Genomic DNA, 23,856 nt, shown 5'->3' with positions numbered 1-23,856 from the left:
CGTTCGACGTTAAGGGCAGGGGGCTTGAACAGCCCCATCCATACGACGAGGGAATAAGCAATGTCAGAGAAGTATCACGCGTCGCGCATTCGCCTGCGCAGCCTGGCGATGGCAGTAGCATTGACCAGTGGCAGCCTGTACGGCGGCGCGGTGTTTGCCGAGGATCGGGCCAGCCATATCCAGCTGGCGGCGCAGCCACTTGGGCAGGCGCTCAACGAGTTGGCGCGTCAGACCGGTGCCAATATCGTCGCCTCGGGTAGCCTGACCGAAGGACGCCAGGCTCCCGCGCTGAGCGGCGAGCTGAGCATCGAGCAAGCGCTCAATCAACTGCTGCGCGGTACAGACCTGCTGGCCCAACCTGGCGGGGACGGCACTTTCGTCATTGTCCGGGCGCCCGTCGAAGAAGCCTCGGTGCCCGTACTCAAACGCGTGATCGTCACCGGATCGAACATTCGCCGCAGCGACAGCGAAGGCAGCAACCCTGTGCAGGTGATCGATGCCGAAGCGCTGGCCCGGCTGGGCAAGACCTCGGTGACCGAGGTGTTGCGCACGATCACCGCGAATGCGGGCAACAGCTTCAATGGCAACCGCAACTCCGGTTGGGCAACCGGCTCCAGCGGCGTGTCGCTGCGTGGCTTGAGCCTGAAGAACACATTGATCCTGCTCAACGGTCGCCGGGTCGCCAACTATGTGTTTCCGGAAAGCCAACTGTCCGATGCCTTCGTCGACGTTAATGCACTGCCGGTCAACGCCCTCGAGCGTATCGAGGTGCTCAAGGACGGTGCATCCGCGATCTATGGTTCGGATGCCGTAGCGGGCGTGATCAACCTGATTACCCGCCAGGATTATCAGGGCCTGGAGGTTGCCGGCAGCACGGGTTTCGCCAGCGAGGGCGGTGCTGAAAAGAACGACGCCAACCTGTTCGGTGGCTTCGGCAGCCTGGAGGACGATGGCTACAACCTGTTCTTCAGCTTCAAGGGGCATCAGGGCAATCGCCTGGACCAGGATGAGCGTGGCTCGACCAAGTACGGCGATTACCGTGACAAAGCGGGCGGTGGCCTGAACGGCTGGTCGGCTGCCGGTGCACGTTACCTGGATGCCTCGGGCGTCAGTCATGCCTTGCTGGACGCCGATGGCAACTGTCCGGCCGGCATGGTCTATGGCCAGAGCGCGGCATACGACGGCAAGGCCGGCGATACCTGCGCCTGGAACCGGGCGTCGACCACCACCATGTTGCCGGGCAGCGAGCGCTATCAGTTGTTCCACTCCGGCACGTTCAAGCTGGGCGACGCTACCGAGTTCTTCTACGAGGGTAACTACTCGCATATCCATGGCGATCTGATCGCATCGAACTCCTATTTCACCCTCAACTCCGGCTCGTCCTGGGCGCTCGATCCGGCGACCGGGCTTGGCGTCACCTTGCCCAATACCTTGTCCGGGAGCAGCCCGAACAACCCGACGGGGCAGGACGTGACCCTCGAATACACCTTCCTCGACCTGGGGGTGCAGAACCGCACCACCAGTTCGGACTTCTACCGGGTTCTTTCCGGCTTGCGCGGCGAATGGCGGGACTGGTCCTGGGAAGGCACGGTGTTCCACTCCGCTAACAGAGTGGAGATGACCAGCAATGGTGGCCTGGTCAATCGCTATGCGCTGTATGACGCGATCAACAGCGGCAGCTACAACCTGACCAACCCAGCCGCCAACTCCCAGGCCGTGCGTGATTCGCTCTCGGTGGACTTGAAGAAGGATGGCCGCTCGACACTCAGCGGTACCGACTTCAAAATCTCCGGCGAGCTGTTTGATCTGCCGGCCGGGCCGATTGGCTTTGCCGGTGGTGTGGAGTGGCGCCAGGAAAGCCTGAGCCTCGATGTACCCGACGTGGTTGCCAGTGGTGCGCTGCTGCGACCGAGCCTGCAATACGTGGCAGATGCAAGCCGCGATGTGAGCGCCGCCTATGCCGAGTTCAACATCCCGGTATTCGACTCTCTGGAGATCCAGCTGGCGGGGCGGGGCGATTATTACGATGACGTGGGCGGTGCCTTTTCGCCAAAGCTCGGTTTCCGTTGGCAACCGCTGAAGCAGGTGCTCGTGCGCGGTTCGGTAAGTGAAGGCTTCCGCGCACCTTCGTTGTCCGAGGCCAGCTCGGATAACTACACCATCGGTTTCACCACCATCGTCGACCCGCTTACCGGCGCCACCGTGGCACCGACCAAGTTCAGCGTCGGCGGCGACGATCTCGATCCCGAGCGCGTACGCAGCTACAACCTGGGCGTGGTGCTGTCCCCCGACGAACTGACGAACATCAGCCTGGATTACTACAACATTCGCATCGACGATGTGATCGCGCTCGAGTCCGACGCTGCGATTGCCAAGCGCAACGATCCGAACGAGGTCATCCGTGATGCCTCGGGCAATGTCTCGTCGATCAACAGCAGCCTGAAGAACCTCACGCGGATGAATACGTCCGGCTTCGACCTGGAGTTCAGTCGGCGTTTGCCAACCAAGGGCCTGGGCGACTTCGATCTGACCAGCACCTGGACCTATATCAACCGCTACCGTGTACAGGACACGGCAGATGGTCCGCTGAACGATTACGCCGGCACCAACGGCCTGAACATGTCGGCCATCCCCAAGACCAAGGGCCGCACGACACTCGGCTGGCGTTATGCCGATTGGGATACCGCGCTGACCTGGAACTACAACGGCAGCTATGAACAGAAGCAGTTGAAGACGGGGGTCAACGGCATTCACAGCCGTGTCGAGGCGTATAACCAGTTCGACTTCTACCTCGGCTACGAAGGCGTGAAGGACCTGACGCTCTACCTCAACGTCGACAACCTGCTCAATGAAAAACCACCGTATGACCCCTGGGGTTACTCGTCGATGGGCGTTGCGGTGCGCGCACCCTACGACGTGACCCAGTACGACCTGCTGGGGCGCTACGTCACCCTCGGTTTCAACTACAAGTTCTTCTGAAGAACCCAGCCGCCTGCCGTGACCTGAGCGTCGCGGCAGGCGGTGCAGGTGGAGTGTCGAGTGGTGATGTTCAGCAAAATACGCGCCTGCCAGGCCATCCGGGCGGGCGCACTGATGGTCATGTTGTGGGCACCGGCAGGGGGCTGGGCGGCAACCAGCCATGCCCTGACCGTGTATGACGAACAGCCGGTCAAGTACCCCGAGACGTTCGCGCATTTCGACTTCGTCGATCCCCAGGCGCCCAAGGGCGGCACCTTGCGCATGGCGCGCGATGGCAGCTTCGACAGCCTCAATCCGTTCATTTCGAAAGGTAATCCGGCCTTCACTTCGGCCAGCCAGTCACCCGTCAAGCTGGAGTGGCTGTACGACAGCCTGACCTTTCAGTCCCTCGATGAGCCGGCGACCGAATATGGTTTGATCGCCGAGCGTATCGAGAGGTCCCCCCAGCGTGACTGGGTGCGTTTCTACCTGCGTGCGCAGGCACGTTTTCATGACGGTCACCCACTGACTGCCGACGACGTCGCCTTCACCTTCGAGCTGCTCAAGACCCAGGGCGATCCGTTGTTTCGTATCAACCTGGCGGAGGTCTCCAGGGTTGTCGTCGAGGGCCCGCTGCAAGTGCGTTTCGACCTGAGCAACCCGCGCAACCGGCAACTGCCGCTGCTGCTCGGGCAGATGAAAATCATGCCCAGACATTGGTGGGCCTCGCGTACCTTCGACCGCACCACCCTGGAGGCGCCGATGACCAGTGGGCCTTATCGTATCGTCCAGGTCGATGCCGGGCGGCGCATCGTGCTCGAACGGGTCAAGGACTGGTGGGCCAGGGACCTGCCGGTCAGCCGTGGCCTGTACAACTTCGACCGGATCAGCCTCGATTTCTACCGTGATCGCAGCATCGCTCTGGAGTCGTTCCGGGCGGGTCAGTTCGATCTCAACTACGAGGACTCGTCGAAGAACTGGGCGGTCGGCTATGCCTCGCCGGCACTGCGTGATGGCTCGATGGTCAAGCTCGAGGCGCCGGACTATAACGTGCGCGCCACACTGGTGGCGTTCTCCTTCAACATCCGCAAGGACAGGTTCCACGACGCCCGGGTACGCCAGGCCATCGCCGAGCTGTTCGACTTCGAGTGGACCAATCGCAACATCTTCTACGGGGCCTATCGCCGACGGCACAGTTTCTTTCCCAACTCCGACATGGAGGCCAAGGCGCTACCCGATTCACGCGAGCTGGCGGTGCTCGAGCCGTTACGCGGGCGTATCGATGAGCGAGCCTTCACCCAGGTGTTCAAGGCGCCGCTCAGCGATGGCAGTGGCACCGTGCGCGCGCAGAAGGAACGTGCCTTCGCCTTGCTCGGCACGGCGGGTTACCACTATCGGGACGGCCGCATGCGTGGACCGGACGGCGTACCGCTGAGCTTCGAATTCCTGCTCAACACCAGTTACTTCGAGCGCATCCTGCTGCCGTTCAAACGTAACCTGGCCGAGCTCGGCATCGATATGCAGATTCGCCTGGTGGACGGCTCGCAGTACATCAACCGTCTGCGCAGCCGCGATTACGACATGATCCTCACCGCGCTGGATCAGCCCAGTTCGCCAGGTATCGAGCAGATCGCCCTGTGGCATTCCAGCAGCGCAGACAATCCGGGCAGTCGCAACTTCATCGGCCTGCGCGATCCGCTGATCGATCAACTGGTCGAGGGCGTGGTGGACGCCGATAGCCGAGAGGACATGATCGCCCACGCCCGCGCCCTGGATCGCGCCCTGCAATGGGGCTACTACGTGGTGCCCGGCTACATGCAGGACACCAAGCGGGTCGCCTACTGGAACCGTTTCGGTCGTCCCGCGCTGGAGCCGTCCTTCGTCTTCACCCCCATGACCTGGTGGCAGCGCGGGGAAAAACCGCAGCCTGCCGGAGGAGGGCTCTGATGCTCGCTTACATACTGCGGCGGCTGCTGTTCATCCTGCCGACCCTGCTGGGCATTCTGTTGATCAACTTCGCCATTATCCAGGCCGCGCCGGGCGGGCCCGTGGAGCAGACCCTGGCGCGTCTCGAAGGGCTGGACGGTGGTGTCGGCGGACGTATTGCCGGCAATGCCGGCGATGTCGCCGCCAGTGGCAGCGCCTACCGGGGCGCCCAGGGGCTCGATCCGGCCATCGTCGCCGAGATCGAACAGCGCTTCGGCTTCGACAAGCCGGCCCACGAGCGCTTCCTGATCATGCTTGGCAACTATGCGCGGCTGGATTTTGGCCAGAGCTTTTTCCGTAACATCGATGTCACCTCGCTGATCGCCGAGAAGCTGCCTGTATCGATATCGCTGGGGCTGTGGAGCACGCTGATTCTCTACCTGGTATCGATTCCCCTGGGCGTCGCCAAGGCGGTGCGTCACGGCACGCCGTTCGACCTGTGGAGCAGCACGCTGATCATCGTCGGGCACGCGGTGCCGCCGTTCCTGTTCGCCATGCTGCTGATCATCCTGTTTTCCGGTGGCAGCTACCTCAGTTGGTTCCCCTTGCGTGGCTTGACCTCCGAGGGCTTCGCCGAGCTGTCGCCCGTGCGCCAGGTGCTGGACTACCTGTGGCACATGGCGCTGCCGATCACCGCGCTGGTGGCCGGCGGGTTCGCCACCCTGACGCTGCTGACCAAGAACAGCTTCCTCGACGAGATCGGCAAGCAGTACGTGGTTACCGCGCGCGCCAAGGGCCTTGCCGAGCGAGGCGTGTTGTACGGCCACGTGTTTCGTAATGCCATGCTGGTGATCATCGCCGGCATGCCGGCGGCGTTGCTGGGGATTTTCCTGACGGGCTCGCTGCTCATCGAGGTGATTTTCTCGCTGGATGGGATCGGTCTGCTGAGCTTCGAGTCGGCGCTCAACCGCGATTATCCGGTGGTGTTCGGGACGCTGTTCATCTTCACCCTGTTTGGCTTGCTGCTGAAGCTGGTCAGCGATGTGCTGTGCGCGCTGATCGATCCACGCATCGACTTTTCCAGCAGGGGGCACTGAACATGTCGCCCCTCAACCGACGTCGCTGGCTGCGCTTCAAGGGCAATCGCCGTGGCTGGCATGCATTGATTCTCCTGGCTCTGCTGGTGTTCATCAGCCTCAACGCGGACTGGCTGGCCAGCGACAAGCCGCTGCTGGTGAGCTATCAGGGCCAGTGGTATTTCCCGGCCTTCGAGGATTACCCGGAAACGGTGTTTGGCGGTGAGCTGCCGCTGCCGGCGAACTTTCGCGAGCACTACCTGCTGGAAAGGATCAAGGCCGGCAACGGCCAGTTGTACTGGCCACCGATTCCATTCGACTACCAGTCGATCAACTACCAACTGCCGCAACCGGCGCCTTCGCCGCCATCGGCGCGCAACTGGCTGGGCACCGACGACCAGGGCCGTGATGTGCTGGCGCGGGTTCTCTACGGTTTTCGCCTGTCGGTGCTGTTCGCCCTCTGCCTGACCTTTTGCAGCGCGTTGATCGGCATCGCCGCTGGCGCTCTGCAGGGCTTCTACGGCGGCTGGATCGATTTGTTCGGGCAGCGTTTCGTCGAAATCTGGTCGGGGCTGCCGGTGTTGTTCCTGTTGATCATCCTGGCCAGCTTCGTACAGCCGAGCTTTGGCTGGCTGCTGGGGATCATGCTGCTGTTCTTCTGGATGCACGTGGTCGACATCGTGCGCATCGAGTTCCTGCGTGGGCGCAACCTGGAGTACGTGCGCGCCGCCCAGGCCCTGGGCATGGGCAACCTGGGTGTGATGCTGCGGCACATCCTGCCCAACGCCATGGTTTCGACCCTGACCTGCCTGCCATTCCTGCTCACCGGAGCGATCGGCACGCTGACCGCCCTGGACTTCCTTGGCTTCGGCCTGCCGGCGGGTTCGCCGTCGCTCGGCGAACTGGTCGCCCAGGGCAAGGCCAATCTGCACGCCCCGTGGCTCGGGGTGACGGCTTTCATCACGCTCTCACTGCTGCTCACCTTGCTGATCTTCGTCGGCGAGGCGGTGCGCGATGCGCTGGACCCGAGGAATTGAGATGAGTAACCCGCTGCTGGCAATACAGGACCTGCACGTCGCCTTTCGTGACGAAGAGTCATTACGTGCGGTGGTCAACGGCGTTAGCTTCTCCATCGACCAGGGCGAGACGCTGGCTCTGGTGGGGGAGAGTGGTTCGGGAAAATCGGTGACCGCGCAGAGCATCCTGCGCCTGCTGCCGCCGCACAAGGTCTGTTATCCGGGCGGTGCGATCCGCTATGCCGGCGCAGACCTGCTGCACTGCAGCGAACGCCAGTTGCGCGAGATACGTGGCAATCGCATCGCCATGGTGTTTCAGGAACCGATGACGTCGCTCAACCCGCTACACACCCTGGAAAAGCAGATCGGCGAAGTGCTGCGGCTGCACAAGAACCAGAGCGGTATGGCGGCCAGGACGCGGATCGTAGAGCTGCTCGAACTGGTCGGCATCGACGAGCCTGCCAGTCGTTTGCGCAGCTATCCGCACGAGTTGTCCGGTGGTCAGCGACAACGGGTGATGATCGCCATGGCACTGGCGTGCGAGCCGCAATTGCTGATCGCCGACGAGCCGACCACGGCCCTGGACGTGACCGTGCAGTTGAAAATCCTCGACCTGCTCAAGGACTTGCAGCAGCGCCTGGGCATGGCGTTGCTGCTGATCAGTCATGACCTCAACCTGGTGCGGCGTATCGCCGACCGCGTCTGCGTGATGCGCGACGGTCGCATCGTCGAGCAGAACGCCTGCGAGGTGCTGTTTCGGCAGCCACAGCACGCCTATACGCAGCAATTGCTCGATGCCGAGCCGAATCAGGCCCCGGTCGAGCGCGACGAGGTGGCCGCACCCTTGCTCAGCGTAGAAAACCTGCGCGTGCAGTTCTCCCGGCGCGGTGGCTGGCTGGGACGGCGCAGCCAGCCATTGCGGGCGGTCGATGGCGTGGGCTTCGAATTGCGCCGTGGCCAGACCCTGGGGGTGGTGGGCGAGAGCGGCTCGGGCAAATCCACCCTGGGGTTGGCCATTCTGCGCCTGATCGACAGCCAGGGAGGTATCCGTTTCGACGGCCAGTCACTCGATTGCCTGAGCAAGCGCCAGGTCAGGCCCTGGCGCCGACAGATCCAGGTGGTTTTCCAGGACCCATACGGCAGCCTGAGCCCACGTATGTCGGTGGCGCAGATCATCGGTGAAGGCCTGTCGATCCACGGCATCGGTAACGCGCAGGAGCGAGAGGCGAGCATCATCGAGGCGTTGCGGGAGGTCGGCCTCGATCCGCAGAGCCGGCATCGCTATCCCCATGAGTTTTCCGGCGGCCAGCGCCAGCGCATCGCCATCGCGCGGGCCCTGGTGCTCAAGCCGCAACTGATCCTGCTCGACGAGCCCACCTCGGCGCTGGACCGCACCGTGCAGCGGCAGATCGTCGAGCTGCTCAGGCGCCTGCAACAGCGCCACGGCCTCAGCTACCTGTTCATCAGCCATGACCTGGCGGTGGTCAAGGCGCTCAGCCATCGCCTGCTGATCATGCGTGGCGGCGTGGCTGTGGAGCAGGGCGATGCCGCCGCGATCTTCGCCGCACCACGCCACCCCTATACCCGTGCGCTGCTGGAAGCCGCCTTCCAGCCGCCCGCCAGTCAATCGAAACAAGGAGCGCTGCATGTCTGAAACCAAACAAACCCGGCCTGTGATCGTCGTCACGGGCGGCACCAGTGGCATTGGCCTGGCCATCGTCGAAGACCTGGCCCGCGACCGCGATGTCATCGCCCTCGGCCGTGACCGCGAGAGCCTGCGGCGCCTGGAACGCGTCGAGCATGTGACGCCCTATGCCATCGACCTGCTCGATCATCAGGCGCTGGCAGTGTTGGTCGAAAGCCTGCCGCGTATCGATGGCCTGGTGCACTCGGCGGCCATCGCGCAATGCTTCACCACCGCCCAGGCCAGCGCCGATGACTGGCGCCGGCATTTCGAACTGAACCTGTTCGCCCCTGCGGAACTGAGTCGCCTGGCGCTTGCGAAATTGCGTGCGGCACGCGGGCAGATCGTCTTCATCAACTCCGGTGCCGGGGTGCGCTCGGTGCCCGGCCATACCGTGTACTCGGCAACCAAGTTCGCCCTGCGCGCGCTGGCCGACGGCTTGCGTATCGATGAGGCCGAGCATTTCGTGCGTGTCGCCACCGTGGCGCCGGGGCCTACCGATACGCCGATGAATCGCAAGAGCAGGCAGGCGCACGGTGAGCCGCTGGCGATCGACCGCTACCGCTACAGCGACCCGAAATCGGTGGCCGCCGGGGTACGCCTGGTGCTCGATGCCACTGAGGATTCGCAGGTTACCGAGGTGGCTGTACGGCCACGCCTGATCTGAACACCGACGAAAAAGGAATGGCCATGACCCATATCGAACTCCCTGCACCAGCCCAGGCACCCGCACAAGACACCGCCGTCACCAGCCGGCATAGCGTGACCGTCGATGGTCGGCTGATCGACTATGACGCTACCGCTGGCAGCATCGTGCTCGACGACCGCCATGGCGAGCCAGGTGCCAGTGTGTTCTACGTCGCCTATACCGCCGAGTCGGTCGATGGCAAACCCAGGCCGCTGAGCTTTTTCTTCAACGGCGGGCCGGGCAGCCCGACCACCTTCCTGCTCCTGGCCTCGGTTGCGCCGGTGCGCCTGTTGACGGCCGATGCGGCGCCGACCGCAGCAGCCCCTTATGGGCTGGTCGAGAACCCGCACAGCCTGATCGACCGTAGCGATCTGGTGTTCATCGACGCGCCGGGCACCGGCTTCTCGACCTTCTTCAGCGAGTCGGCTAAACGCGACTTCTGGGGCACCGACGAGGATGTGCGGGCCTTCGCCAACTTCATCAAGCGCTACCTGAGCGTCAACGATCGCTGGAACTCGCCCAAGTACATCGTCGGCGAGTCCTACGGCACCATGCGCGGTGCGGCGCTGACGCGGGTGTTGCAGGACCAGGACATCGCCATCAACGGCCTGGTACTGATTTCTTCGATCCTCAATTTCGGTGAGCGCATCGCCCGCACCGACCAGCATTACATTGGCCTGTTGCCCAGTTATGCCGTGACGGCGCGCTACCATGGCAAGGCCCATGCCGGCCTCGACCTGGAGACCGTCGCCGAGCGCGCACGGGTCTTTGCGCGTGGCGAATTCGCCTATGCACTGGCCAGCGGCGATTCGCTGGACGAAGGGCAACGCCGCGAGATCGCTCGACGTACCGCCGAGCTGATCGGTCTGGATGCGGACTTCGTCAGCGGCTCGCACTTTCGCATCGAGCCGGATCGCTACTGCAAGGCATTGCTGCGCGACCAGCAGGCGATCCTCGGTTTCTACGATGCGCGTTTTCTGGGTGACGACCTGGACCCCGTGGGTGCAAGCTCGGGCTATCGGGTCGACACCGTGTACACCGGCAGCGCCTTCCATACGGTGGCCAACGACTATATCCGGCATACCCTCGGCTATCGCCCGCGCGAGGAGCGCAAGCACCACGGCAAGATCAGGATCCATGAGAATGAGTGGGACTGGAGCCATGCATTGCCCGACAGTGCGGTGAACTTTTGGCGGCGCCTGCCCTATGCCAACAGCATCAGTGACCTGGCGCATGTACTGGTGCGCCATCCGGGGTTGAAGGTACTGGTCGCCAACGGTTACTACGACCTGTGTACGCCGTTCTTCCAGGCCGAGTTCGATATCGACCACCTGCTGATACCGCAGCGCCTGCGAGGCAACGTGGCGTTCACCTACTACACCGCCGGGCACATGATGTACCTCAGCGAAGAAAACCTCGCGGCGCTGAAGGTCGACCTTGCGCGGTTCGTCGATGGGGAGGTGAGTGAGTTGCCCGCACTGGATACGCGGCCGGCCCTGGCACTGGCCTGACACGCCCAGATAACCGAAGCCCTGCTGTGTTGCCTGGACACGGCAGGCTTCTGTTCATGCCGCTCCTGTTTACATCATAAGCATATGAATAATCGTTCTTGCGCCAGCTCGAGTGACAGGCGCGGTTTTGCCTCGTTCATTCGACGTAAGTGAAAGAGCCTGGAACAGCCGGGCATAGAGGTGACCTTATGAGTACTTTCGATCTGCTCGACCGCCTGGCCGAGATTCCCAGCGACTCCGCACTGGCCGCCGCACGGGCGACGCGCGATGCCGCGACACGCCATACGCAAGGCAGTTACGACGCGCTGTTCACGGCCGTCGACGAGGGCGAGTTGGCGCTGGCCGAACGCCTGGCACTGGCGCGCCTTGCCGCGCAGGTGCATGCCGATGATGTGTTGAGCCAGCACTATGGCCAACGCCTGCAACAGACCGGAGGCGTCACGGATTCACCCCGCTGGCGTGCCGCGCTGGCTCACGCCGAGGTGCTGGCCAGCACACCGCTGCGCCTCGACGCACAGTCCCAGCAAGCGCTGGTCGAGGCGGGGTGGTCGGTGACGGCCATCGTAATCCTCTCGCAGGTCGTCGCGTTCGTCAGTTACCAGAGCCGCCTGCGGGCGGGTTACCGCTTGATCCTCGGTGAGCGCCGCGACGGCCATTCAGTCGCGGCGGGCGACTGGCATCGCCAGCCCGTCACGCTAACCGGCAACCGCGCGCCCACTGCGTTCACTCAGCAAGCGCTGAGTTGGGAGGCCTGGTTGCAGCCATTGAGCATCGACGCGCTTTCCGGGCAGGCCCGTGAGGCGCTGAGCGAATGGGAGCTGTTGGACCATCCCTACTTTCGCCTGCTGGCCCGTGACCTGCCGATCCTGATCGAGCGGCGCCTGGCCGATCTCGGCATCTTCTTTGCCCGTGGTGGTTTGCCCCGTGCGGAGCGGGAACTGGCAGCCGCAGTGACGAGTAAGGTCAATGGCTGCATTTTCTGCGCCTCGGTACACGCCAGCCGGGCCAGCCAGTTGTCCAAACGACTCGATGATGTGCAGCGCGTACTCGACGTGGCCCCCGGTGGCCGTTTGAATGCCGGCCAGGATGAGCGCTGGGCCGCGCAGATCGACTTCGCCGCCAGCCTCGCCGCTACCCCGGCGGCGGCCGGCAGCGAGCAACTGCAGCGCCTGCGCGAGCACGGCCTGGATGACCTGCAACTGCTCGATCTGGTCCAGTCGGTGGCGTTCTTTTCCTGGGCCAACCGCCTGATGCTGTCGCTGGGAGAACCGTACTTCCCGGCTGAATGATCCGCCTACGGAGCGGGCACTGCCCTGCGTGCTCAACCCATGCACAGGAGTTTCAATTTTGACTGATTTGCAAAAGGCGCCCCGGCGTCTTGGTTTCTTCACCCGCCTGCTCGACGAAGCCCCGGCTGGCGAGCGCTACCGTCTGGCCACCGAGCAGATCATCCATGCCGAGGCGCATGGTTTCGATACGGCGTGGGTGGCCCAGCATCATTTCCACGAGCACGAAGGCGGTTTGCCTTCGCCTTTTGTATTGCTGGCGCATGTCGCTGCGCGTACCCAACGTATACGTCTGGGCACCGGGGTGATCACGCTGCCGCTGGAAAACGCGGTGCGTGTCGCCGAAGATGCTGCGGTATTCGATCTGCTCAGCGCTGGCCGGCTGGAACTCGGGCTGGGCACCGGTGGTACGGCGGAATCGTTTGCCGCCTTTGGCCTGCGTAGCGAAGAGCGTGCTCTGGTCTACAGCGATCATCTGGCACTGTTGCGTCGGGCGTGGAGCGGCCAGGCGCTAGTTGCCGAGGCGCATCTCTATCCAGCTGCGCCGCAGTTGTTGAGCCGTATTTGGCAAGCCACCTTCAGCATCGCCGGTGGCGAGCGGGCCGGATCGGCAGGTGATGGGCTGTTGCTGTCACGTACCCAGCCGCGCACAGCCGAGCATCCACATGCCAGTCTGGCGGATTTGCAGAATCCGATTATCGACGCATACTTGGAGGCATTACCGGCAGGTGCGGTCCCAAGGATTATGGGCTCACGCAGCCTGTTCGTTGCGGACGATCGCGATGAGGCCCTGGCATTGGCTGATATCGGCTTGCGACGGGCACTGCAGCGTTCTCAGCAACTTGGATCGGCTGCGTTACCGGCGGATGCGCCACTCCCTGTATTGCTCGCGGCCTACGATGTGCATGTCGGCACGCCTGCCGATGTGATCGCATCGCTACGAGCCGACAGTACGCTGGAGCGTGTGACTGACCTGGTGTTCCAGGCGCACTCGATCGATCCTCCGCATGACAAGATCCTGCGCTCCATCGAGCTGATCGCCAGCGAAGTAGCGCCGGCACTGGGTTGGTACAGGCAGTGAGCTATGGGGTAGGTGAGCCGGAATACCCGGCTACCTTCCAAGTGAGGTATCAGACGCGACCTTCCATCGGTAGAAATATCAGGGAGCCAACGTTTAGGCACGCAGGTTCTGTAGGGCGGAACTTAGCTTTCCCGGAGGTCCTAAGGCTGTACCTTCAACCACTTCTCATACCACTGCAGCGAGCGTTGCAGGCGGTCTCTCACTGACGATGGGCGGCGCAGCTCATGGGCTTCGTTCGGGTAGACGACCAGTACACTGGGCACGCCGTTGACCCTGAGTGCCTGATACATCTGCTCGCTGCCTATCGCCGGAACGCTCCAGTCCCGTTCGGCGGCGAGGAACAGGGTCGGGGTGCGGATGCGGTCGGCATGAAAGAACGGGTAGGAGGCGTCGATCCAGCGTTGCGGCTCCTGCCAGGGCTTGGGGTACTCGGCATGCCAGTAATGCAGCCATTGATCATGGCCGTACTGGCTGATCCGGTTGCCGCTGCCGGCGCCGCTGACGGCAGCCTTGAAGCGCGGGTCCTTGCTGATCAGGTAGTCGGTCAGCAGGCCGCCGAAGCTCCAGCCGCCCACCACGAGCCTGGATGGATCGGCGATGCCGCTGTCGACCAGATGCTCGACGCCGGCGAGCAGGTCGGCGACTGGCAGGTTTCCCCAATCCCCGCTGATCGCCTGACTGAAGGCGCTGCCTCGGCCAGCGCTGCCACGGTAGTTGACGTTGAGCACGGCGTATCCCTGCGCCGCCAGGAGCTGGCGATCGAAGACGAAGGCATGGCTGTCCTGGGCGTTGGGGCCGCCGTGGATGCTGAGCAGGGTCGGCAAGCGTTTACCGGAGCCGTTGCCGGGCAGGGTCAGCAGGGCATGCACGGATTGGCCGTCACTGGAGGTGAACGCGATATCCTGGCTGGCCGCCCAGCGCACCTGCTTGTTCAGCTCAGCATGCAGGGCGGTCAGCGGCTGGCCGGGTTCTGAGGCGGCGTCTGTTGTTTTCAAGTACAGCTCGGCAGGGCGTGTGTCCGCCGAAGCGGCATAGACGATGCCTTCGCCAGTGCTGGCGTATTCGGTAAGGGTGAGGGCCTGGTCCAGCAGGGGTTTGATCCGCAGGGTGCGCAGGTCCAGCTCGGACAAGCCCTGGCGCCGGTCGCCGGTGACGATAAAGCGCAGGGAGTTGCCATCGGTGCTGAACGAGGGTGCGGCAACGCCAAGATTCAATGAGCGGGTCAAGGGTTTCAGGCCGCTGCCGTCGACCTTGATCCAGGCCAGGTAAGCATGTTGGCGGAAGTCCAGGCTGCGTTCGTCGCTGGTGAGGAACGCTAGTGCCTTGCCATCCGGCGTCCACGCCAACGAGCTGTCGAAGCCCGCGCGGGCGGGGGCGAGTGCACGAGCAGGCGCGTCCTTGCGGGTATCGACGACGAACAGCGTTTCGCTCTCCCGAGCCTGCAGGCCTGAGTCCTGGCTGGCGATGAACGCGATGTATCGGCCATCCGGTGACCAGCGCGCGGAGCGCGGCTCAGTGTTCAGTTCAGGCACGAGGCGCTGGAGATTACCGTCGGCAAGGTCGTACAGGTACAACGCGGCAGTCGCGCTGGTCAGGTAGCCGACCCCATCGCGCTTGAAGTTCAAGTCTTCGATGACCCAGGGTTCATTGTCCTTGCGCGGCTGGGTTTCGCGGTACACCAGCAAAAGCTGTCGGCCATCTTTCGACCATTGGTAATCACTGATCTGGCCACTGACATGGGTGATTGGCTGTGAGGGTTCGCCCTGGCGCGATCGCCATACCTGCTGGCGACCCTGGTCCTCGCTGAGGAAGCTGAAGCCCGTTCCATCGGGGAGCCAGCGGGCTTGCGCAAAGCTTCGCTCAGGACCTAGCAGCAGTTGGTTCTTTCGTTTTTTTCCGGCGATCTGCCAGAGTTCGCGATCAATGCCATCACGCTCGATGGCGGGACGGCTGACGGTGTAGAGCAGCGAATCGCTGTTGGGCAGTGCCTGCAGTTCGCTGATACGCGACAAGGCGGCCAGGTCATCGATTGTGGTGAGACGCAGAGCATGCTCTGCAGCCATCGGCGCCATGGCGGGGGATAGTGCCAGCCAGGCCGCCAGGGTGGGCAATAGAAATCGTTTCATGCTTTCACTCTCGTCATGCCAGGGCATGTCTGGGCATGCCCTGGCCGCAAACGGCTCAGTTGAAGGCGTAGGAAGCACCGACATAGATCCCGAAGCCATCACCCGGTGAGGAGCGGGCGACATCCTGGCCTTTGTCGTCGTAGCCAGGCGTGACGGTGCTGGCATAGCGCTTGTTGGTCAGGTTGCGCGCGTCGATCCAGCCGTCCCAGTCCTTGTTCGGCGAGGCATAGCCCAGGCGTGCGCCGAAGATCGTGTAAGGCGCGGCGTAGAAGGAGTTGGCGTAGTCCACGGCAACCCGTGAGGCATGCTCGGCATTGAGGCCGGCATAGAAACCGCTGGGGTGGTTGTAGCGCAGTTCCGCCTGGTAGAAGTGTTCGGGCACCCCGGCCAGTTGGTTGTCGCCAAAGCGGTCATCGTCGCGGTAATGGAAGTCGCTGTAGGTATAGGCCTGTAGCAGCGACAGCTTGCCGGCGCTGCCGCCATCCCACAATGGGCTGTCCAGGCTCAGTTCGACGCCCTGGTGGATGGTCGGGCTGGCATTGGACTCGGCTAGGATCTGTGAGGTGGTGGACGTGGCGGCCTGGGTCTCGATGGTCAGCAACTCGTTGCGTATCCAGGAGCGATACAGCGCCACGTCCCAGTTGCCGAACCAGTCCTGGCCCCGGCTGCCCACTTCCAGGGTGGTGGCGGTCTGGTTATCCAGTTTCACCCCTTCACGTTGCAGGCCTGTGGCTGCGCCGCTGCCGGCCGGGAAGTACTTGTTCGAGCCCCAGATCATCGACCAGTGATGCGGCGGCTCGACCGAGCGGCTGATGTTGCCGTACACCTGAAGGTCCGGGCTGAATACGTAGCGCAGGCCCAGGCGTGGTGCGTAATCCCAGTCGCTGGTGCTGACCTTGGTGCCGGTGTCGGGGTAGGTGACGCCGGTTTCGCGCCGGGTGTAGATCGCCGCCAGGCCGGTGGTCAGCCACAGGTCCGGTAGCAGTTCCAGGTCGTTACCGATGTGCAGCACCGAGTCAGAGCCCAGGTAGGTGTAACCACGGGTTTTGGTGCCCACCGCGTAGCCAGCGGTATTGCCCACCGGCACCCGGACGTACTCGGAAACGCCGCTGTTGGGCAGCGCCTTGGTCGTGCGCCAGCCAAGGGTGGTTTTGCTTTCGTGGCCGAACAACTGGTCCTGGCGGATGTAGTTCAGGCTGCCGCTGACATCGGTGTAGGCCACCTTGACCCGGTTGGTGCCTTCTTGCAGGTCCATCGGATAGTCGTGATAGACCAGGCCGGCCTCGACCCGCGAGTTGTCATCGAGATGGAAGGTGGTCTTGTTGGCGAGCCAGGTCGCTCCAGGTTGTGGCCGCTTCGAGTCGCGGGCGGCGTTGACCGAGTTGGCTGCCCGTGGGTCATGTTCGATCTGCTGGCGGGTGAGTTTGCCAGGGGTGTCGTTCTCGGTCTCGCGATAGCGGAAATAGAAGCGCGTTTCCAGATTGGGGTTGAAGCGATAACCGAAATTCGCTGCCACCCCTTTGCTGTCGCCGCTGCTGTGGTCTTGATAACCGTCGTATTCGGAGTCGGTGACGCTGATGTAGTAATCGGCGTTACCCAAGACCTGGCCGGAGCTGATTTCGCGTTTGGCGTAACCGTGGGTGCCGGCTTCGTAGTGGAGCTTGAGTTTGGCCGCATCGTAACCGGTGTGGGTCACATAGTTGACCGAGCCGCCGAGAGACAGCGCGCCCTGATCGAAGCCGTTGGCGCCGCGCAGAACTTCGACGCGGCTCAGCCACAAGGGCTCCTTGAGTTCATAGGGGGTTCCTCCGGGGCCGGTCAGCGGCAGGCCGTCGAAGGTTTCATAGAGGCCGGAGGCGTGGGCACCCGGGCCACGGTTGAGACCGGAGCCGCGGATCGAAATCTTGGTGCCATCGTTGTTAGACGTCTTGGCATAGACCCCCGGCTGGTACTTGAAGACATCTTCGTTGGTGCTGATCCGACCTTGCTCGACGCTTTGCAGGTCGATGAAGTTGGTGCCGCCTGGTGTGCGCTTGAGCTGCTGACGCGCTTCTTGTGCTTCTGTCTGCTTGTCACCGAGCACTTCGACCCGGTCGAGCTGGACGCTGGAGAGCGGCGAGGAATCTTGTTCCTCGGCCTTGGCTACGTTGAGCAGGGCGATACCGGCACTCAGTCCGAGGACTGAGCACAGGCGAAGCGAAAGCCTGGAAAGCGCGAACGGGGGATGATTGACACTCATGTCTGTAAAACCTTGAAGGTGATTGGGCCGGGTTGAGCGTGGCTTTGCCAGGTTCACCTGGCGTTCAGGCCACGGGCCACGGGATGATCGGTCGCCAGGCGGTCACCTTCGCCAAACAGTTTCTGGCGCAAGGTTCCGGGTCGATAATGCTGTTTGAGCAGGCCGCGCTTGCGCAGCTCGGGTGCGAGTCCATCGCTGAAGTCGGCAAAACTGCCGGGTGAGATCACCGGCGTGACGTTGATACCGTCGACACCCGCGTCCTTCCATTTCTGCAATTCGTCGGCGAGGCGCTCCGGGCTGCCGACGATTTGCCGGTTACGCCGCCAGAGCAGCACCTGACCGAGGGTCCAGTTCTGGTCCGGGGCCGACTGGCGAAGGCTGTTGAGCCAGCCCTGCTGGGTGTTGGTGCGGATCTTTTCCAGCGGTGTATTGAGGTCGACCACGGAAATGTCCTGGCCGGCCGCGCTGCTCAACTGGGCAGCGAAGGCTTCCTCGTTGAGGTATTCGCGATAGCTGGCGTCCTTGGCCCTGGCTTCTTCGTCCGAACCGCCAACGACGAAGGTCAGGCCCTGAAAGAACAGGATGCGCGACGGATCACGACCGGCCTCACGGGCGCGACGGCGTACGTCATCGATGATCTGCCGGGCGCCGAGTGGGGTGGTCGAGTCGAGGAAGATCGCCTCGGCATTGCGTGCGGCGAACTGGCGGCCAGCCTCGGAGGAGCCGGCCTGGAACAAGACCGGTGTACGCTGCGGTGACGGTTCGGACAGGTGCGGGCCGGGCACTTGGTAGTAGGTGCCCTGGTAGTCGATGCGGCGCACTTTTTCCGGGTCTGCGTAGCGACGGTTGGCCTTGTCGCGCAGCACGGCGTCTTCGGCCCAACTGTGTTGCCACAGCTCACCGCAGATATCCAGGTATTCGGCGGCCATCGCGTAGCGCGTGTCGTGTTCGGGCAGGTCGGGCCAGCCCAGGTTGCGCGCGGCGCTGGCCAGGTGCGAGGTGACAATGTTCCAGCCCACGCGGCCCTCGGTGATGTGGTCGAGGGAGGAGACGCGCCGGGCGAAATTGAACGGCGGCTCTTGCAGGATCGACTGGGTGAAGACGAAGCCCAGGTGCTCGGTGACAGCGCTCATCAGCGGGATCAGCACACTGGGATCGCCGCCCGGTGTCTGCATGGCGTGGGTGACCGAGGTCTGGTAGCCGCCGCGATAGAGGTCATGCACGCCGACCACGTCAGCCAGGAAGATGCTGTCGAAGCCTCCGCGCTCCAGGGTCCGGGCCAGGTCCTTCCAGAAGGCCGGGCGGGTGTAGTCGAAGCGCCCGGAATCCGGGTGCGCCCAGAGGCCGTGATAGGCCAGGGACACGCAATTCTGCTCGAAGGCATTGAAGAACAGCTCGTTGGCTCCACGGCCGGAGGCTGATGAACTCATGACTGCTTTCCTTGGAATGGGGGCTGCCAGGCTGGCAGCGGAAGATCGAGGTGTTCGCGCAGGGTGTTGCCCCGGTACTGCCCACGCAGGACCTGGCGCTGTTGCAGGCGTGGGATCACTTGGTCGAGCAGGCCGTCGAGGCTGGCACCGAGTTCGGCGGGCAGGATCACGTAGCCATCGGTATGGCCCGCATCGAAACGGGCCTGCAACTGGTCGGCGATGTCGTCGTGGCTGCCGACTGGCGTCCAGTGCCCGCGCGAGGCAACCAGGCGCTGGGCCACTTCGCCAAGGCTGGCCTGGCGGTCGATCAAGGCGAGCATCTCGCTGGCCGCCGTGCTCGGCGGCGCCTGCCTCGCCTGTTGAACGAGTGCCGCAGGCAACGGACGATCCAGGGCCTGGCCGGTCAGGTCGATGCCGTTCAGCAGGCTGGACAGGCGTTGCAGCGCTTGCCGGTGATCGGTCAACTCGGCCAGTGCGTGCTGCAAGGCCTCTGCTTGCCGTGCACTTGCGGCAGCGAACGGGGTGACGCCTTGTAGCACCCGCAGGTCTTGCGCACGGCGTCCCTGCGCAACGGCGCGTTGCTTGAGGTCACGATAGAAGTCCGCTGCGCGCTCGGCATCGCTTTGCATGGTGAACACGATGTCGGCATGGCGTGCGGCCAGGTCGCGGCCCGCCTCGGACGTGCCCGCCTGTACCACCAGCGGGCGCCCCTGGGGCGAGCGAGGAGCGGGCAGTGCGCCGTGCACGCTGACCTGCTCACCACGGAATGCGGTCTCGTGGATGCGTGACGGATCAGCGTAGCGACCGTGTTCACGGTCACCCAGGATCGCGTCCGGCGCCCAGCCATCCCAGAGTTGCCGCGCCACCTCGAGGCTTTCAGCCGCACGCTGGTAGCGCTGCTCATGGGGCGGCAATTGCTCGAGGCCATAGAGCTGCTGACCCCCTCGGGACGTCACCACGTTGACCCCGGCTCGCCCGCCACTGAGATGATCGAGCGAGAGCACCTGACGTGCCAATGTGTAGGCCGGCGTATAGGTCGTGGACAGGGTCGCGATCAGGCCGATCTGCCGGGTAACCGCCGCCAGGGCCGAGAGCAGCGTCAGCGGTTCGAGCTGGTTGGTTGGCCAGCTCGCATGGTTGGTGCGGTCGGAACCCAGCACATCGGCAACGAACAGGCTGTCGATACAGGCGCGTTCGGCACGTTGGGCCAGTTGCTGAAACAGCGACAATTCGCTCAGGCGCTCCACGCCACTGTCAGGCTGGCGCCAGGCCGCCTGGTGAAAACCGGCGTCGCCGATCACCAGGGCCAGGTGCATGTATCTGTGCGTCGTCATGCCGGGACCGTGGCGATGTCGATGCTGCCGGCCAACGGTGCACTGGCCTGCACTTGAGCGGTCAGCAACGCCAGCTTGGCGTTGATCACCCGCGCCGCATCGGAGCCCAGGATCAGGCGCGAGGCCAGGCCATCATCCGGCAAACCGTGGCTGACCTGCTCGATGATGCGCAGTGCGGCGAGGCGCGGGTCGCCCGGTTGTTTGCCACGATTGCTCGCCAGTGCTTCACGCGCCGCGCCAGCCGATGCCTGGTAAGGCTCGAGCTGGTCGTGGGTGGTGAGCAGTGAGTGGGGTTCGAGAAAATCGGTACGCAGAATACCCGGCTCGACGATCAGCACTTTTACGCCGAATCCGGCGGCTTCCTTGGCCAGTGCTTCACTAAGCCCTTCCAGGGCGAACTTGCTGGCCGAGTAGACGCCCCAGGAGGCCGCACCGGACTGCCCGGCCAGCGAACTGATGTTGACCACGTTGCCCTGGCCCTGGGCACGCAGCACCGGCAGCACTTCGCGGATCACGCTCAGCGGGGCGTGAAGGTTGAGCGCGAAAATGTCTTTTGCCTCGGCCTCGCTGGTTTCCTCGATGGCGCCTAGCAGGCCCTTGCCAGCATTGTTGACTAGCGTATCGATGCGGCCGAAGTGTTTTACCGTCGCCGAAATGGCTGCTTTGACCTGCTCCGGATCGCGCAGATCGGCGGCCAGTTGCAGCAGGTTCGCATTGTCGCTGTGTCGCGCGGCCGGTGTTCGTGAAAGTGCCGCGACCTGGTGGCCGGACGCGAGGAGTGCCTCTACCAGAACCTGGCCCAAGCCACGACTGGTTCCTGTTACGAGCCAAACTGCCATGCAAAGATCCCCCAACCCCATCGAAGGGGCGCTAAGTGAGTGTGTGGTGTTTAGAGAATGCCGCTGTTGGGTGGCAGGATTCCGTTGAGCAGGTGATTGCCCAAGTGATGGATTTTCCAGCGCACCGGGTCATGCAGAGAGTGCGTGCGGGTATTGCGCCAGTGTCGATCCAGGCCCAGTGAGCGTGACGTGCCCCCCGCGCCCATCAACTCGAACATGGTGCTGCTGATCGCCACCGACTGCTCGGCGGTGAAGGCTTTGGCCGCGGCCACGGCCAGGCTGATTTGCGCGGCTGCCTGCGCGGCGACTTCCTCACTGGAGCCAGCTGCGCGCACCAGCGGGTCGAGACGGTCGTAGGTCCGTGCGGCTTCATCCAGCAGAGCGGCAGCGGCGCGCTGGCGGATGGCGAAGCGGCCGAAGGTTTGCAGCACCACCGGGTCCTCGCTATTGCTGGCATAGGGCGACTCGCCAGCCGGGCGCGAGCGATGACGGACATACTGCACGGCGTCTTGCAGCGCCGCGTCGAGAATGCCCAGGTCAAGACCGATGTGATGCAACTGGCCGAAGGCACCATGGCTCTGCGGGCGCTCGAAAAGCTTCCAGCGTTCGACGAAGTGCCAGTGGGGAATATGCACGTTGTCGAAGGTCGTGGTGCCGCTGCTGGTGCCGCGCTGGCCAAAACCGTTCCAGTCCTGCTCGACCGTCACGCCCGGCGCATCGCGTCGGACATAGGCCACGCCGATCCGTTCTTGCGGGTCTTTGCTCATGACCGCGATCCAGCGTGCCGTGGAGGCACCGGTGCTGTAGTACTTGCGGCCGTCGAGCAGGTAATCGCCTTCGGCGGTTTGCCTGACATGGGTTCGGAAATGTTCGAAGCCACGTTTGCCGCCAACCTCGTTGGTGCCGTTGCCGAACCAGGCGCCATCCAGTGCTTCGCTGAAGAAGAATGCCTGCTGGCGTTCAGTGCCGATTCTCCCCAGCGCATCCAGGGCGGCGAAGTGCGGCTGGAAAATCTGCGCCACGCTCGGGTCGGCCATGGCGATACGTCGGCACACCAGGCCGATCGTCACCGCGCTCGCTTCGATGCCGCCGTGCCGCTTGGGTACGTTGAGGGCCAACAGCCCGCTGGCGGCAATAGCCTCCAGAGCCTGGCTCGGCAGGGTGCCATCAGCGTCACGCTGCACCACGCTTTCGGCCACCAGCGGAACCAGCCGATCGAGGATGGAGGCGACTTCCTGTTCGTCGCGAATGGTGTGGACGGCAGTCATTGAGAGGCGCTCCCGATAGTGCGTGATTCGGTTGTCGGGTCCTGGTGGGCGGGGTCGCTTTCCAGCCCCCTGGCGGCTATCGCGTCACCAATGGCTTCGCTTTCGCGAATCAGGCCGACCAGCACCGGCGTGATGATCAGCAAGCCGGGGTGGGCGATACCGCGTGCCTTGCACGCATCGCGGGCGATGACGATTTCCCGGCTGACCAGGGGAATCGAGCGAATGGTCAGCGCCAGCACCAGGCTGACTTTCCATACGTCCACCCCCAGAGGCGCCAGTGGGCGCAGCAGCCGTTCGAAGAGTGAGAGCATCGCCGCGACCCGGGTCGTCAGGGTCAGCAGCCCGGCTTGCAGTACCGCGACGTACATCAACAGCGACAGCCAGACGCCGGCTTGCCAGTTCACTGTCAGCCACTGGATGAGAATGATCAGCACGAAGAACGGCGAAAGGCTGAGCAACGCGCTCCACGCCGGGCGCCAACCCAGCCCGACGCTCAGATAGAGCGCCAGGGTGGCACCAAGCCAGGCCAGTTGGCCGTAGAGACTGGGCGTCAGGGATAGCGCAGTGGCCAGCAGGAGCAGGGCGGCGAACTTCCAACCGGGTGCCAGCCTGTGCAGCCAGGAGTGCCCTGGTCGGTACAAACCCATCATACCGCCTCCTCACGATGAGCCAGGCGGTTGCGAATCAGGCGTTTGTACTGGTCGATGGCCTCGCCAGGCAGGCCATCGAAATGCACGCGGCCTTTGTCGATCACGATCACCCGGTCGAAGTCTTCGATGATTTCCAACTGATGGGTGAGCAGGATCACCTGTTGCTCCAGGCCTCTTAGGGTCTGCACGAACAGTTCGACGTTGTGCAGGTCGAGCAGGGTGGTCGGCTCGTCGCAGATCAGGATCTTCGGCTGGGTGGCGAGCACGGAAGACAAGGCAAGCATCTGTTTCTGCCCGCCTGACAGCAGGTGCGCGGAGTGATCGGCGTGCCGCTCCAGGCCGTAGCGTTGCAGCAGGCTGTCCACCTCCTGTTTGACACGCGCCTTGTCGTACTTGAAACGGCGCAGCCCCAAGGCAACGTCTTCGGCCACCGTCGGCATGATGATCTGGCTGTCGGCGTCGGAGAAGATGAAACCGACGTGGCGGCGTGCCTCGCCTGGATGGCGGCGTACGTCCACGCCGTTGACATGCACCTCGCCCTGTTCGGGTTGCAGCAGGCCATTGAAGGTCCTCGCCAGCGTGGATTTGCCACTGCCATTGGCGCCGATGAGCGCGATGCGCCGTTCGCTCAGTTGCAGATTGATGTCGTGCAAGACGGGCCAGTCGCCATAGCGATGGTTCAGGTTGCGAATGGAAATCAACGGTCAGACCTCGGTTTCATGTGCACAGCAGGGCACGGGTTAC

17 protein-coding genes are annotated in these 23,856 nt (G+C 63.6%); 9 read left to right on the top strand and 8 right to left on the bottom strand.

All coding sequences use genetic code 11. The features are described from left to right. The first annotated feature begins 60 nt into the window (after positions 1 to 60). From ACSZPK_RS15525 to ACSZPK_RS15485, 9 genes are all read left to right on the top strand, one after another. The gene (locus ACSZPK_RS15525) at positions 61 to 2,979 is read left to right on the top strand and encodes a TonB-dependent receptor (RefSeq protein ID WP_437882365.1); all 2,919 of its coding nucleotides are present in this window, start codon (positions 61 to 63) and stop codon (positions 2,977 to 2,979) included. 114 nt (positions 2,980 to 3,093) lie between these two features. Then, positions 3,094 to 4,905 (top strand): extracellular solute-binding protein, encoded by a 1,812-nt coding sequence (locus tag ACSZPK_RS15520; protein WP_437882420.1) that lies wholly within the window; start codon positions 3,094 to 3,096, stop codon positions 4,903 to 4,905. Beyond that, positions 4,905 to 5,981: a microcin C ABC transporter permease YejB gene (locus ACSZPK_RS15515; protein WP_437882364.1), complete on the top strand. Its 1,077-nt coding sequence runs from the start codon at positions 4,905 to 4,907 to the stop codon at positions 5,979 to 5,981. Before ACSZPK_RS15520 ends, ACSZPK_RS15515 begins: the two co-directional genes overlap by 1 nt. Then, the gene (locus tag ACSZPK_RS15510) at positions 5,978 to 6,997 is read left to right on the top strand and encodes an ABC transporter permease (protein WP_437882419.1); all 1,020 of its coding nucleotides are present in this window, start codon (positions 5,978 to 5,980) and stop codon (positions 6,995 to 6,997) included. The genes ACSZPK_RS15515 and ACSZPK_RS15510 overlap by 4 nt, the downstream gene beginning before the upstream one ends. A 1-nt stretch (position 6,998) precedes the next feature. Beyond that, complete coding sequence (locus tag ACSZPK_RS15505) at positions 6,999 to 8,630, top strand: ABC transporter ATP-binding protein (protein ID WP_437882363.1); 1,632 nt, start codon at positions 6,999 to 7,001, stop codon at positions 8,628 to 8,630. Further along, entirely contained in the window at positions 8,623 to 9,327 is a 705-nt protein-coding gene (locus tag ACSZPK_RS15500) for an SDR family oxidoreductase (RefSeq protein WP_437882362.1), read from the top strand. Before ACSZPK_RS15505 ends, ACSZPK_RS15500 begins: the two co-directional genes overlap by 8 nt. 23 nt (positions 9,328 to 9,350) lie before the next feature. Then, the gene (locus ACSZPK_RS15495) at positions 9,351 to 10,859 is read left to right on the top strand and encodes a S10 family peptidase (RefSeq protein ID WP_437882361.1); all 1,509 of its coding nucleotides are present in this window, start codon (positions 9,351 to 9,353) and stop codon (positions 10,857 to 10,859) included. A gap of 188 nt (positions 10,860 to 11,047) precedes the next feature. Further along, the gene (locus ACSZPK_RS15490) at positions 11,048 to 12,148 is read left to right on the top strand and encodes an alkylhydroperoxidase domain protein (RefSeq protein WP_437882360.1); all 1,101 of its coding nucleotides are present in this window, start codon (positions 11,048 to 11,050) and stop codon (positions 12,146 to 12,148) included. 58 nt (positions 12,149 to 12,206) lie between these two features. Continuing rightward, positions 12,207 to 13,226, top strand: a complete 1,020-nt coding sequence (locus tag ACSZPK_RS15485; protein ID WP_437882359.1) for a putative FMN-dependent luciferase-like monooxygenase — start codon at positions 12,207 to 12,209, stop codon at positions 13,224 to 13,226. Positions 13,227 to 13,366: 140 nt separating this feature from the next. Here ACSZPK_RS15485 and ACSZPK_RS15480 read toward each other — a convergent pair whose 3' ends face one another. The 8 genes from ACSZPK_RS15480 to ACSZPK_RS15445 are packed head-to-tail and all read right to left on the bottom strand — an operon-like array spanning position 13,367 to position 23,813. After that, the gene (locus ACSZPK_RS15480; RefSeq protein WP_437882358.1) at positions 13,367 to 15,352 is read right to left on the bottom strand and encodes a S9 family peptidase; all 1,986 of its coding nucleotides are present in this window, start codon (positions 15,350 to 15,352) and stop codon (positions 13,367 to 13,369) included. Between the two features lie 55 nt (positions 15,353 to 15,407). After that, positions 15,408 to 17,591, bottom strand: coding sequence for a TonB-dependent receptor family protein (locus ACSZPK_RS15475; protein ID WP_437882357.1), 2,184 nt, complete (start codon positions 17,589 to 17,591; stop codon positions 15,408 to 15,410). A 53-nt stretch (positions 17,592 to 17,644) separates the two neighbouring features. Next, entirely contained in the window at positions 17,645 to 19,021 is a 1,377-nt protein-coding gene (locus tag ACSZPK_RS15470) for an LLM class flavin-dependent oxidoreductase (protein WP_437882356.1), read from the bottom strand. Beyond that, positions 19,018 to 20,355, bottom strand: a complete 1,338-nt coding sequence (locus ACSZPK_RS15465) for an NtaA/DmoA family FMN-dependent monooxygenase (RefSeq protein WP_437882355.1) — start codon at positions 20,353 to 20,355, stop codon at positions 19,018 to 19,020. The genes ACSZPK_RS15470 and ACSZPK_RS15465 overlap by 4 nt, the downstream gene beginning before the upstream one ends. Continuing rightward, the gene (locus ACSZPK_RS15460) at positions 20,352 to 21,194 is read right to left on the bottom strand and encodes an SDR family oxidoreductase (RefSeq protein ID WP_437882354.1); all 843 of its coding nucleotides are present in this window, start codon (positions 21,192 to 21,194) and stop codon (positions 20,352 to 20,354) included. The genes ACSZPK_RS15465 and ACSZPK_RS15460 overlap by 4 nt, the downstream gene beginning before the upstream one ends. A 50-nt stretch (positions 21,195 to 21,244) precedes the next feature. Next, entirely contained in the window at positions 21,245 to 22,462 is a 1,218-nt protein-coding gene (locus ACSZPK_RS15455) for an acyl-CoA dehydrogenase family protein (protein ID WP_437882353.1), read from the bottom strand. Next, entirely contained in the window at positions 22,459 to 23,112 is a 654-nt protein-coding gene (locus ACSZPK_RS15450) for an energy-coupling factor transporter transmembrane component T family protein (protein ID WP_437882352.1), read from the bottom strand. The genes ACSZPK_RS15455 and ACSZPK_RS15450 overlap by 4 nt, the downstream gene beginning before the upstream one ends. Beyond that, complete coding sequence (locus tag ACSZPK_RS15445) at positions 23,109 to 23,813, bottom strand: energy-coupling factor ABC transporter ATP-binding protein (protein ID WP_437882351.1); 705 nt, start codon at positions 23,811 to 23,813, stop codon at positions 23,109 to 23,111. The genes ACSZPK_RS15450 and ACSZPK_RS15445 overlap by 4 nt, the downstream gene beginning before the upstream one ends. Between the last annotated feature and the right edge of the window lie 43 nt (positions 23,814 to 23,856).

The sequence above is a fragment of the Pseudomonas sp. LRF_L74 genome (genome assembly GCF_965644255.1).
GTDB lineage: Bacteria > Pseudomonadota > Gammaproteobacteria > Pseudomonadales > Pseudomonadaceae > Aquipseudomonas.
Note: the sequence above shows the minus strand (reverse complement) of the source record. Positions and strands in the feature narration are given on the sequence as shown.